Source organism: Halomonas sp. Ps84H-12 (assembly GCF_024124725.1).
Taxonomy (GTDB): Bacteria; Pseudomonadota; Gammaproteobacteria; order Pseudomonadales; family Halomonadaceae; genus Vreelandella; species Vreelandella aquamarina.
Genome location: NZ_JAMXSJ010000018.1, coordinates 14,102 through 26,938, shown reverse-complemented (window position 1 = coordinate 26,938; position 12,837 = coordinate 14,102). Strand labels below are relative to the sequence as shown.

The 12,837-nt window shown below is 54.6% G+C and carries 11 protein-coding genes; 7 read left to right on the top strand and 4 right to left on the bottom strand.

The genetic code is table 11. The features are described 5' to 3' along the window. The first annotated feature begins 124 nt into the window (after nt 1-124). The 4 genes from NH344_RS10240 to NH344_RS10225 all read left to right on the top strand — a co-directional run bounded on the left by NH344_RS10240 (nt 125) and on the right by NH344_RS10225 (nt 6,802). Complete coding sequence (locus NH344_RS10240; protein WP_253027872.1) at nt 125-1,480, top strand: aldehyde dehydrogenase family protein; 1,356 nt, start codon at nt 125-127, stop codon at nt 1,478-1,480. Between the two features lie 72 nt (nt 1,481-1,552). Next, nucleotides 1,553-4,183, top strand: coding sequence for a GAF domain-containing protein (locus NH344_RS10235; RefSeq protein ID WP_253027871.1), 2,631 nt, complete (start codon nt 1,553-1,555; stop codon nt 4,181-4,183). After that, nucleotides 4,180-5,949 (top strand): EAL domain-containing protein, encoded by a 1,770-nt coding sequence (locus NH344_RS10230; protein WP_172514808.1) that lies wholly within the window; start codon nt 4,180-4,182, stop codon nt 5,947-5,949. Before NH344_RS10235 ends, NH344_RS10230 begins: the two co-directional genes overlap by 4 nt. Next, nucleotides 5,939-6,802: a MurR/RpiR family transcriptional regulator gene (locus tag NH344_RS10225; protein ID WP_054641164.1), complete on the top strand. Its 864-nt coding sequence runs from the start codon at nt 5,939-5,941 to the stop codon at nt 6,800-6,802. The genes NH344_RS10230 and NH344_RS10225 overlap by 11 nt, the downstream gene beginning before the upstream one ends. 13 nt (nt 6,803-6,815) lie before the next feature. Here NH344_RS10225 and NH344_RS10220 read toward each other — a convergent pair whose 3' ends face one another. Then, nucleotides 6,816-7,175 carry a RidA family protein gene (locus NH344_RS10220; protein ID WP_044630258.1) on the bottom strand — a complete coding sequence of 120 codons (360 nt, stop codon included), beginning with the start codon at nt 7,173-7,175 and terminating at the stop codon, nt 6,816-6,818. 81 nt (nt 7,176-7,256) lie between these two features. Beyond that, on the bottom strand, nt 7,257-7,733 hold the full coding sequence (locus tag NH344_RS10215) for an Lrp/AsnC family transcriptional regulator (protein ID WP_044630259.1): 477 nt from the start codon (nt 7,731-7,733) through the stop codon (nt 7,257-7,259). Between the two features lie 197 nt (nt 7,734-7,930). On the opposite strand from NH344_RS10215, the gene NH344_RS10210 reads away from it, so the two are divergent. Then, nucleotides 7,931-9,616: a 2-isopropylmalate synthase gene (locus tag NH344_RS10210; protein ID WP_228168300.1), complete on the top strand. Its 1,686-nt coding sequence runs from the start codon at nt 7,931-7,933 to the stop codon at nt 9,614-9,616. Nucleotides 9,617-9,674: 58 nt separating this feature from the next. Here the strand turns inward: NH344_RS10210 and NH344_RS10205 are convergent, their stop codons facing one another. Further along, nucleotides 9,675-10,529, bottom strand: a complete 855-nt coding sequence (locus tag NH344_RS10205) for a universal stress protein (protein ID WP_253027870.1) — start codon at nt 10,527-10,529, stop codon at nt 9,675-9,677. 177 nt (nt 10,530-10,706) lie between these two features. Between NH344_RS10205 and crcB (NH344_RS10200) the strand changes: the two genes are divergently transcribed. Then, entirely contained in the window at nt 10,707-11,084 is a 378-nt protein-coding gene (gene crcB / locus NH344_RS10200) for a fluoride efflux transporter CrcB (RefSeq protein WP_253027869.1), read from the top strand. Nucleotides 11,085-11,097: 13 nt separating this feature from the next. After that, complete coding sequence (gene crcB, locus NH344_RS10195; RefSeq protein ID WP_253027868.1) at nt 11,098-11,493, top strand: fluoride efflux transporter CrcB; 396 nt, start codon at nt 11,098-11,100, stop codon at nt 11,491-11,493. Nucleotides 11,494-11,586: 93 nt separating this feature from the next. On the opposite strand, the gene cfa is transcribed toward crcB (NH344_RS10195), so the two are convergent. After that, on the bottom strand, nt 11,587-12,741 hold the full coding sequence (gene cfa, locus NH344_RS10190; RefSeq protein ID WP_054641161.1) for a cyclopropane fatty acyl phospholipid synthase: 1,155 nt from the start codon (nt 12,739-12,741) through the stop codon (nt 11,587-11,589). Nucleotides 12,742-12,837 lie beyond the last annotated feature (96 nt).

The window sequence follows — 12,837 nt, the reverse complement described above, 5'->3', positions numbered from 1 at the left end:
CCATCAAGGCCATGACAGCGTACCAACCACCTTGTTTTGCTTACGATCTTTTGGACCGATAAACACTGCACCCACGCGCAATGAAACCAGCACTGTCAATAACGGATGATTCCAAGGAGAGGCTATGAAGCGCGACCTGACGAGTATGTTTAATGCTCAGCGTCATACGGCTGGCCAAGCGCCATTTCCAACGTTAGGGGTGCGCCGAGAACGTTTGGCCCGCTTAGCCAAAATGACGAAGCGCCATCAGCAAGAGATCGTGCGAGCAATCCAAACCGACTTTGGCCAGCGTAGCGACGTAGAAATACACCTTGTTGAAATTAGCGCTGTGCTGCAAGCAATTCGCCATGCACGCCGCCACTTATGGCACTGGATGCGCCCTCGCCGAGCAGGCGTACCTTGGAAAATGTGGCCCGCTCGTGCTCACGTTGCCCCTCAGCCCCTTGGCATTGTGGGAGTGATGTCCTCCTGGAACTACCCTTGGCATCTTGCTTTGATGCCGGTGGTAGATGCGTTCGCCGCAGGTAATACGGTCCTGGTAAAGCCCAGTGAGCAGGCGCCACATACCAGTGCTCTATTGGCCAAATTGGTGCCTCAATACTTCACCGACGAAGAGTTTGGCGTGGTGGAAGGTGGCGCTGATATCGCCACTGCATTTAGCGCGCTGCCGTTTGACCACTTGCTCTTTACCGGCTCAAGCGCAGCGGGCCGCCAAGTAGCTGCTGCCGCGGCAACCCACCTCACCCCCGTCACGCTGGAGCTGGGTGGCAAATCACCTGCGCTTGTCGCGGGTGACGCTGATTTAGAACAGGCGGCCGCCGCGATTATCTTTGGCAAAGGCATGAATGGGGGGCAATCCTGCATAGCGCCGGACTATGTACTGGTTGAGAGCCGCCACCTTGACGCCCTTACTCACGCTCTAGAGCGAGCCATCCAACATCAGCGGCCAAACGCAAAAGAGGCCACCGGCTATGTGAGCGATGCCCACCAAGCGCGCATCGAGCAGCTATTGGATGAAGCACGCGACCACGGCTGCCGTGTAATTGACCAAGGCGCCCATTCCCCCGCGCTCGTCATCGACCCGCACCAGGGTTTAGCGCTAATGCAGAAGGAGATTTTTGGCCGCATCCTGCCGCTTATTAGCGTTAAGCAAATGGACGACGCCATTCGTTTTATTAATGCTCGCCCTCACTCACTCGTTCTCTACGCGTTCACCCGTAACAAGGCGCTCCAGGAATCCCTTCGTCATACCACCCGCTCTGGTGCGCTGGTGTTTAATGAGACGCTGCTGCACCACGCCGTTTCCTCTTTACCCTTTGGCGGCGTTGGTGAAAGCGGCATCGGGGCTTACCACGGCCGTCACGGTTTTGAACGTTTTAGCCATTTGCGCGGCGTCTTTTATCAATCCCAGCGCCCCACCAGCCGGTGGTTAAGGCCCCCTTATCGACGTTGGTTGCTGAAATTACTCGGGCTTGACTAAAGCTATTAAGCTAATGTCCGATATTCACTTAATACGCCTTATAGTTACAGGCCACTACGTTTAGGAAACATTATGCAAGCCGCCGACCTACCTAATAATGAAACACAGCGCCTGACGGCCTTGCATGCACTCAATGTTCTCGATACACCTGCCGACACAGCCTTTGATCGCATCACTGAGCTGGCCTGCGAGCTGTTTGAAGTGCCGATTGCTTTAGTATCGTTGGTTGATAAAGAGCGCCAATGGTTTAAAGCTCACAGCGGGCTTGAGGCCTATGAAACCAACCGTGAGATCTCATTTTGTGCCCATGCCGTAGCAACTAATCGCCCCTTAGTCATTGAAGATACCAAAAACGACCCGCGCTTCGCTGATAACCCATTGGTATTAGAGCAGCCTCATATCCGTTTTTATGCAGGCCACCCGCTTTGCCCCAGCGATGACCAGTTACCCGTTGGTACGCTGTGCTTAATTGATGAACAACCACGCACCTTTACTGAGCGTGATCATCGCATCCTGCACAATTTAGCCAAGCAGGTAGATGAATTGCTCCGCCAACATGAGCTTAAGGAGCGGCTTTCACGTACGGCAAAACAGTTTGAAGCACTCTTTACCAAAAGTGCGACAGGCAAACTACGCGTCGATCGGGCGGGAAATGTCATCGCCATTAATCCATTTGCACTCAACTTATTGGGCTACCAAGCTGAAGAAGTTGTCGGCAACAATGTGGGAATGCTCGCCTTCCCAGAGACCGCGGAGAAATACAATTATTTAATTAGCCGCTACTTCTCTTCTGATGCTAATGAACAGAGTGTTGGAAAAGGGCGCGAAATCGTGGTGCGCCACAAGCAAGGGCATGAGATACCCGTACACTTGGCAGTAAATGCCATCCACAATGACCGCCAGGAATTTGTTGAGTTTCTAGCCATACTGACTGATCTTTCAGACATCAGTGAAGCAAAACATCGCGTAAACCGGGAACGCCGCTTATTACAAGTGCTTCATCAGGGCATTACCGACTACCAGGCACTAATGTCCGGCGAGCGGCTTTGGACCTTTCTGATGGAAGCACTGCGTGAGCTAACCGACAGCGACTACGCGCTGATTGGTGAAGTACTACCAACTGAGACCACCAACGCGCTGAAAATACACGCCATTACCGATCTCTCGTGGAACAAAGAGTCCCGCGAGCTGATGGAGAAGCTGCGCAGTGGCGATATGATGCTTACCAACCCTAACTCCTTGCTAGGGCAGGTTTATGCCTATGGCAACGTGGTGATTACCGATGATGTGTATAGCCATGCCAAGCGTGGCGGTTTCCCACCGGGCCACCCACGGATCAATAACTATTTGGGCGCGCCTATTTTCAACGGCGACCAGCTGATTGGCATGTTCGCTATTGCCAACAGCCAGCAGCCTCTTAGCCAAGCGCTGCTGGACTGGCTACAGCCGTTTACCGACACCTGCGCCCTACTGATTAATCTCTATCGCCAAATGGCCGAGCGCGAACAAGTCACCAAAGACTTAGCGGCCGCACGGGATCAGGCAGAGAAAGCGAATAAGGCGAAGAGTGAATTCCTCTCTTCCATGAGCCACGAGCTACGTACCCCGCTAAATGCAATCATTGGTTTTGCCCAGTTACTCAGTAAAGGGCGACGCGACCCTCTTAGCGAGAAGCAACAGCGCCAGGTCGGCCAAATTGAGAAGAGCGGCCAACACTTGTTAAGCTTAATTAACGAAGTGCTTGATCTAGCGAAAATTGAAGCTGGGCATATGACCCTCTCCATAGAGCCGATCTCTATCGAAGGCGTTATTGAAGATGCTTGCAACACGTTAGAAGCTAATATGAATGCCACTGGCATTCAGTTAATTCGCTACCCAATAAACAGTACCTGGTCTGTCTCTGCTGACTACACCCGCACGAAACAGATACTGCTCAACCTGTTATCTAATGCCATCAAGTACAACCGCGAGCACGGCACCATTACCATTGGAGTAACGCAGCAAGATTCTGAACTACGCTTCAGCATTAGCGACACAGGACCGGGTATTGCCCCCGAGCGGCAAGAGGAACTCTTTGAGCCGTTTAATCGCCTAGACGCTGAGTACGGTACCATCGAAGGCACGGGTATTGGGCTAGCAATCACTCGAGAACTGGTTGAGCGCATGTCGGGGTGTATTGGCGTGGACAGCCAGCCGGGCGAAGGATCTACTTTCTGGTTTACGCTCCCTGTTGCCAACGTTGCCCCACTAACAGAACAGACCGCAACACGCACCTTGGCCGATGCGGAAAAAGCTCAGCGCGATTATCGACTGCTTTATATTGAGGATAACCCCACCAACCAACGCCTGATGGAAGACATTATTGATGACTTCCCCCACGTGGACCTTCAAACCGTTAATAGCGCTGAACTCGGGCTTGAGATTATGCGTCACTCACCGCCTGATCTTGTACTTATGGATATCCACCTGCCGGGGATGAACGGCTACCAAGCCCTCGCTGCCATACAAAACGATACGCAACTGAAGCATATTAATGTAGTTGCGCTCTCTGCCAATGCGATGGAACGTGATTTAACCCACGGCTTAGCCGCTGGTTTTGCTGATTACCTGACCAAACCTATCGATATCGACAAGCTATCGGCAACGCTCAGCACCTATTTTTCCGCTGCACCGGCAACAGACGCACCAAGGAAGGCTCCATGATATTTATGAACAAACACCTGCTTGTTGTTGACGACAACAGCGTGAATATTGAGCTGCTTCTCGACCTATTAGACGATCATGGGTTTGACAATGTGCATGGGCTAAGCGACCCGCGTCACGTACTTGCCTACTGTCAGCAGCAGTTGCCCGATTTGATTTTGCTCGATATCCGTATGCCTCATATAGATGGCTACGCGGTGATGGAGCAGCTGCAGGAACATTTTGCAGACCAGACGCCCCCCGTCATTGTACTGACCGCCCAAATTGACGACGACACCCGCCACCGGGCGCTTAAAATGGGCATTCGTGACTTCCTTACCAAACCGTTTAAGCACGATGAAGTGCTCCAACGCATTCGTAATACGCTTGATGTCGAGCATCGCTACCAGGTTCGCGATAAACAAGCAGAAACCCTGGAGCAAATGGTTGCCAAGCGGACAGAAGAGCTTGATCACCAGTCACGCACCGACCCCATCACACAGCTACCCAACCGGCGGGCACTGACACAGCTATTGCAAGAAGCCGCTCAACGAGGGCACGGCACTGGGCTGCTGTTTATTGCTTTGGATCACTTGGACGATGCGGTTCGACTCCATGGCTACGGTATTGCAGACCAGTTAATGATGCATATCAGCCACCGCTTAAACGCCCAATTATCCCCTAAATGTACATTAGGACTCTGGGGCGGCAGCGAGCTACTGGTGATCACCCAAAGTGCTGAGCTCACCGGGCTACGGCAGTTAGCCTCTCGTCTACTAAGCTGTTTCGACCATGACCAGACGCTGGGCGATTTACTGCTACCGCTCAACGCCCGCATGGGTATTAGCTGGTCCCATGGCCATTTTGAAACCGAGCGACTTGTGCACATGGCCGCCCTAGCCCTGCCCCAAAACGGCTCTTTACGTATCCAAAACTACAACGAAACTCTGGAAACCCAGCAGCGTCATCGCCTACACCTGCAACAGGCGGTTCGCGGGGCAACCCAACGGGGGGAAATGTCACTGGCGTTTCAGCCCAAGCTATCGCTCGCCACCCAGCAAGTCATCGGCGCGGAAGCCCTGCTCCGCTGGTACCATCCAGAACTTGGTCATGTGTCACCTGCAGATTTCATCCCCCTTGCCGAGGCAAGCGGTGATATTCTCTCCATTGGTGAGTGGGTGCTAGAAGAGGCCATGCGCTATATTGTGCAGTGGCGCCAGCAAGGGCTTCTTAATGACCGCTTCCATATTGCGGTTAACGTGGCGGCCCGCCAGCTGGCACGTAAGGATTTTGCTCAAAACCTACTAACACGCTTAGCTAAGCACAACATTCCTGAGCGCTTTTTTGCTTTAGAGGTCACCGAATCCGGCCTGCTCAGCGATATGCACAACGCGCGCATCCAGTTAGCTCAATTGACCGAAGCAAAGATTGCTGTTGCCATCGATGATTTTGGTACCGGGCACTCCTCGCTGGCTTATGTAAAGACACTACCTTTTTCAACCCTAAAGATTGACCGCGCCTTTGTGCTGGACTTGGAAAAAGACACGGTGGATCGCCAACTGGCTCTGACCATCACCCAGTTAGCCCATGCAGTAGGCTGTAATGTGGTGGCTGAAGGCATCGAAACCGCAGCTCAAGCAGACTACTTACGTTCTATTGGTTGCGAAGCTGCACAGGGGTATTACTATGCTCGTCCGTTGCCCGCCGATGAATTTTATCGCTGGTGCACGAATTGGAAACCTCACCCAAACTTAACGCCTGCCACGGAGTCTGTTAATGGCGCATGACCTGCTAGACCGCTTACGGGAACGCTTAGAAGAGTTGAACCGCTCAGAGCGCAAAGTCGCGAACGTAATTTTGGAAGACCCCGCCGCGGCCACCAGCCTGAGCATCGCAAGCCTTGCCCAGGCAGCTAGTGTCAGCGAGCCGACCGTTAACCGTTTCTGCCGTAACTTTGGCGCCAAAGGCTACCCGGATTTTAAAATCAAGCTGGCCCAAAGCTTGGCGGGGGGCACGCCCTACGTCACCCGCGCCGTTGAGCCCGGCGATACTGCCACGCAGTACACCCATAAAATCTTTGGGGCCACCATTGCCGCGCTGGACGAAGCCCAGCGTGAAGTGGATATGGCCGCCGTCGAGCGGATGGTGGATTATCTGACGCAGGCCAAGCAGATTCACTTTTTTGGGCTGGGTGCGTCAGGTGCCGTGGCGCAAGATGCGCAGCATAAGTTTTTCCGCTTTAACCTGCCGGTCATGGCCTATGTAGACGTGCTGATGCAGCGCATGGTAGCCGCCGCCTGCCACACCGGCGATGTGGTGGTGATCATCTCTTATACCGGACGCACCAGGGAGCTGGTGGATATCGCCAAAGTGGCCAGGGAAGCAGGCGCCGTCGTACTCGGCATTACCGCACCGAACTCTCCGCTCTCACAGGAGTGCACCGCCACGCTTGAAGTCGCCACTCCAGAGGACACCGACCACTATATGCCGATGACCTCACGAGTTATTCAGCTCACCTTAATTGATGCGCTCGCCACCGGGGTAACGCTTAGGCGCGGCGAAGATTTTCTGCCGCACCTGAAAAAGATCAAAGACAGCCTGCGCGATACCCGCTTTCCAGCGGAAAAGCCCACTAAATAAGCGTCGCTAGTGGTTACGCGTCCACAGCGGTGGTGACGGTAATTTCCACTTTTAACTCGTCGGCAGGCATTGGCGCGCATACGCAGGTGCGTGCCGGTGCATAGCCATCTGGCACCCAGGCATCCCATACTTCGTTCATCGCTGCGAAATCGCCACCATCTTTCAGGTAGATAGTGGCACTTAGCAGCTGCTCGCGGCTGGAGCCAATCTCTTTTAGCAGCGCATCTACCCGCGCCAGCATGCTCTCAGTTTGCGCTTTGATGTCGCCATGGCGCGCCTCAGGACCCGCCACCTGACCGCATAAATAGGCAACGCCCTGGTGAATCACGGCGCGGCTCATACGAGCTTTTGTATCATGACGCTGAATGCTCATAGATTAATCTCCTAAGAAGATGAAAAAAACTAGTGTAAACCGCCACCAAGCCACTGCCTATGCTTCGTTAGCCAACGCGCATTAGGTGGGCACGGGACGATGTTCAAACACGCGGCGCAAAACGAAGCTCGTATGGGCCCCGGTAACCCCTTCAATTCGGTTGATGACGTGCAGCAGCAGGTGCTGGTAATCATCCATATCCTTCACCAGAATTTTGAGCTGAAAATCCGCTGCTTGCCCGGTAATGATCAAACACTCCACCACGTTGGGGATAGTGCGAATATGTCGCTCGAAGTTATCAAACCGCTCAGGGGTGTGCTGGTCCATCGAGATGTGCAGCAATGCCATCAGCTGAAACCCCAGCGGGCGCGCATCCACCACCGCACGGTACTGGGTAATCAGCCCATGCTCCTCCAGCGCCCGCACCCGGCGTAAGCAGGGCGATGGCGAAAGGCCAATACGCTCGGCCAACTCCTGGTTACTAATGCGCCCTTCCACCTGTAGCACATCCAGAATACGCCGATCAAAACGATCCAGCGTCAAGGGTGATACCGTCATAGCCGACAGCTCCTACCAATAAAAAAGCATATATTGATACATTCTGCCACTTACTCTCAATAATGCCATTTTTTCGCAATAACCTTTCAAGGCAAGTTGAGTAAACTGGTGTGACTGTCACAAGCAGGATCGTCTTAAAAGCGGCTGACGCCACAAGCGGCCGCCCCAAACAACTCAACGTTTTCAGGAAACTTACCATGGCTGCTTTTGATCATCGCAAATATCGCCCTGCTCCGCGGGTGCCCGCCTTTAACCGCCAGTGGCCCGACCGGGAGCTTACCCACGCTCCTATCTGGGTAAGCGAAGACCTACGCGATGGTAACCAAGCCCTACTGGAGCCCATGACAGTTGAGCAGAAGCAGCGCTTTTGGCACCAGATTATTAAAGTGGGCATTAAGGAAGTCATGGTGGGCTTCCCCTCCGCCAGCCAGCCGGATTACGACTTCGTGCGCTGGTTGATCGAAGAGGACCAAATCCCTGAGGACGTCACCATCGCCGTGCTGGTACAGTGCCGCGAACACCTGATCGAAAACACGTTTGCTTCGCTGGTGGGCGCTAAACGCGCCATTATCCATCTGTACAACTCCACCTCGACCATTCAGCGAGAGCGGGTGTTCGAGATGGACCGCGATGGTATTACCGATATCGCCGTGCAAGGGGCGACCTGGGTGAAAACCTATGCCGCGCAATATCCAGACGTTGATTGGCGCTTCCAGTACTCGCCGGAGAGCTTCTCCAGCACGGAAATCGACTTCTCACTGGCTATTTGCGAAGCGGTGATGGATGTCTGGCAGCCCACCCCAGACAACAAGTGCATTCTTAACCTGCCCACCACAGTAGAAGTGGCTGGCCCGCATCATCACGCCGACCAAATCGAGTATTTCTGCCAGCACATTAGCCGCCGCGACAGCGTGATTATTTCAGTGCATACCCATAACGACCGCGGCGGTGCCGTGGCCTCGGCTGAGCTTGCACTGTTAGCGGGTGCCGACCGGGTAGAGGGCACCTTGCTGGGTAACGGCGAACGCACCGGCAATATGGATATTGTCACGCTGGCGATGAACCTCTACAGCCAGGGGATTGACCCCGAGCTGGATCTTTCCAATCCAGACGAGATCATTCAAGTGGTTCACGAATGTACCGGCATTACGATGCACCCCCGCCACCCCTGGGTAGGCGAAATGGTCTACACCGCCTTCTCAGGCAGCCACCAGGATGCGATTCGCAAATCGCTCAAACACCAGAAACCCGATGAGCCGTGGCAAGTAGCCTACCTGCCGATTGACCCCCACGATATTGGGCGGGATTACCAAGCGGTCATTCGGGTCAACAGCCAGTCGGGTAAGGGTGGTATGGCCTTCCTACTGGAGCGCGACTACGGCATTAACCTGCCCCGCTGGATGATGCTAGCGCTGGCCCCTTACGTGCAGAAAGAGAGCGAGCGACGTAACGGCGAGCTCTCTAGCGAGATGATTCGCCAAGTGATGTTCGATAACTTCTCCCATGACGCCCCCCTAGCGCTGGCCGACTACCGGCTCTCGAAGGGGCAGCAGGAAGGTATCGATGTGACGCTGTGGCAGGGTGCCGAAACGCTGCGCCTATCCGGCACGGGAAATGGCGCGATGTCATCATTCACCGACGCCTGGAAGAAACATACCGGCACCCATGTGGCCATTCTCGATTACAGCGAGCACTCGCTAGGCGGCGACAGCGAGGCCAACGCCATTGCCTTCGTGCAGCTTAATATTGATGGGCAGCGCATCTGTGCCGTGGCGGAAGATAGCGACACGGTCAGCGCCTCGCTTAAAGCGGTGCTATCGGGGATTAACGCAGCGCAACCAACCCGCACCACTCAGCCAGAGGCCGCCACCAGCCTCGCGTAAGCCGCCTGGCCGCCACCAAGGGGTATAGCGGCGGCCAGGGTTTAGCGTCAACCGCAATTCAGCGCAGTATCAACACCGGTAAATGCGCATTACGCAGCATTGCCGTGGTGGTGCTGCCCACCAGCAGATGGCGAATGCGCGAGTGGCCGTAAGCCCCCATCACGAGCAGGTCAATGTCCTTTTCTTGCTTATAAGCGCGCAGCGTCTCTTCCACCTCACCGGCGCGAATAGCGCCTTCGGTTTGGCGGCCTGCGGCCTGGAGGGTATCCATAGCCCACTGCAGCTGCGAGTGATTCTCTGCAGTCTCTGCGCCCACAATCACCACATAGCATGATGCGTCATCAAACAAGGGGCTTTTCGCCAGCATTTCAACGCCTTTTCGCGCTGTTTTGCTGCCATCGAAGGCCATCAGCACGCGTTTGGGCAGCGTAAACGCCTTCGGCACCATCAAGATGGGACGGTGAAGCTCACGTACCACGCGCTCAAGGTTAGAGCCCAAGTGGCCGCTGGCTTGGTGGGCCGTTTCCCCTCGCTTTCCTAGCACTAGCAAGCGGATCTCTTTTTCATGCTCGGCCAAGGTATCCACCAGGGTGCCATTGCGCTGCATACAGGGCGGCTCTGCAAACCCAGCCGCTTCTACCCGCGCTTTTGCGGCATCCAACATCAAGCGCCCCTGCTGGCGAGCAAGCTTGCCGCGCTGCTCTTCAATATCCGAGAGCTGTTCCAGAAGATGTTCTCGCGTGCCCAGGCCTAGATGGCCGGTTAAGTCGGGCTCCGCCACCTGCGTGTGGTTATCAACGGTGTGAAGAAAACGCAGCGGTGCCGAAAGCGCCGTGGCTGCCCAAACCGCATAGTCACACACACTTTCTGCATAGTGGGACCCATCAATGGCTGCTAACACGTAATCAGACATACTGGCTTCTCCTTGAAGAGGGTGCACCAAACGTTGTCGTTATTCTGACTCTGTTGTACACGAAGACGTTGGACAGCAACACCGTCAGCGGCACGTTTTTAGGCGCTCCGACCTTGATGGATACAGATGCTACAATTAGCCGCCTATCAATAGATTCATCATAGGGCGAGGAGCAGCATGGGACATGGCATCACCAGCGTATTACTCGTGGCACTGGGCGGCGCACTGGGGGGTATCGGGCGCTTTGCCATTTCCAACGCGATGGCTCATGCGCTGGGTAAAGCCTTCCCCTGGGGAACACTCTGCGTCAATGCTAGCGGAACGCTATTAGCAGGTTGGCTACTAGGCGTTTACGGCGTGGCTAATACGCAGTCGCTTTGGCTATTTGCGGTAGCGGGCCTGTTAGGCGGCTATACCACGGTGTCGTCGTTTAGCTTGCAGACCCTTGAGCTGTGGCAGCGCGGCCAGGCAATTCGCGCCGCGCTCAATATGGTCGCTACGTTACTATTAGGCATCGCCATGGCAGCGCTAGGCTGGTGGTTGGCCCAGGGTTAGCAAGGAGTCCTTGATGAGTATCAACGCCTATCTAGCCGTCGGCCTTGGCAGCGCTATAGGAAGCGTTCTTCGCTATAGCGTTTCGCTGGCTTCAATGGCCATGCTGGGTACCCACTTCCCCTGGGGAACGCTATTGGTAAACGTGCTAGGCTCCTGCCTCATCGGCTGGTTAGCCGCGACAGCTTCACGCGCGCCACATGGCAAACTGGCGCGCTGGCAGCCGCTGTTAGTGGCAGGGTTTTGCGGCGGCTTCACTACCTTTTCGCTCTTCAGCCTGGAAACGCTGCACTTGGCACAGCAGGGCAGTATGGGGCTGGCGCTGCTGTACGGCATAGGCAGCCTGCCCCTCTGTGTATTCTCCGCCTGGATGGGCGAGCGTTTGGCCTTTTCACACCCACCAGCGGCCTAACCTTTTGATACGCGGGTCGCTCGAACAGCAGCAGCCCTAGGTTTATCTCTCCTTGATCCTCTGGCTGCCACAAACTGCTGCCGGGGCGAGTGGTTAGCTAACACGGGAGTATCCACCAAGTATCCCTTGCTTGCTCATCACTAGTTGCCAGAGCTGAATTTGCCGGGCGCGAAAAGCCCCTGCACACACCAGCAGGTAATAGCGCCACATGCGGTAAAAGCGCTCGCCATACTGCTCTTTAAATCGCGGCCAGTGGGTTTCGAAGTTATGGTGCCAAGCCATTAAGGTGCGATCATAGTCAGCCCCGAAGTTATGTAGATCTTCAATAACAAACAGTGCTTCGGCGGCGTCTGTGATTTGCCCTAAGGTAGGCAGCTCACCATTGGGGAAAATATACTTATCAATCCAAGGGTCGGTCACGGTATTGCTTAAGTTTTTACCAATGGTATGCAGCAAAAATAGTCCATCATCTTTTAAGCAGCGGTGAACAACACTCATATACTCGCGATAATTTTTATGACCTACGTGCTCAAACATACCGATACTCACTACGCGGTCAAACGTCTCGCTTTCATCACGATAATCCTGCAGGCGAAACTCTACCGGTAAGCCTTTTCTTAGCAGCCGCTGCCCAAATTCAGCCTGCTCCTTAGAAATGGTCAGGCCCACACACTCCACCCCATAATGCTCGGCAGCGTAGCCCATAAAACTGCCCCAGCCGCAGCCGATATCCAGAACACGCATCCCTGGTTTTAGCTGGAGCTTACGACAAATAAGATCAAGCTTGGCTTCCTGGGCTTCATCCAGCGTTTGGGCATGTTTCCAGTAGCCACAGGTGTAGGTCATCCGCTGGTCGAGCATCGCGGCATAAAAGTCGTTGCCGAGATTGTAGTGCTTCTCCCCTACTTCCCACGCCCGCTTCGCTGTTTGGCGGTTGAGCAGGCGTGAACGTAGCGAGTGGTAAATCAGCTGGGTGGGCTTAATGCGTTGGCCAAGCTGGGCACGCATGATGCGGTAAAACAGCTCATCTAGCCGTATGGCATCCCACTCCCCTCGCATGTAGCTTTCGCCAAGTCCCAGATTACCTCGCGAAAGAGCACTATCGATAACGCCGGGTGCGTACAGCTGTATATCCCAAGGGCGGCTCCCATCCAGTTGAATGTCAGCCTCGCGCAATAGCTCGGCAATAAAACGGTGAGAGGGTGAGGTTGCATCAAAGCCAATAGGCGATTTTTCCAACGTTGGCACGGCAGGCTCCTCGCTATTCCAGAGAGTGGATAGGTAACAACCTGCCTAACAGCATAGTATCGAATAGCACAGTATTGCACTGCAGCATCAACAACC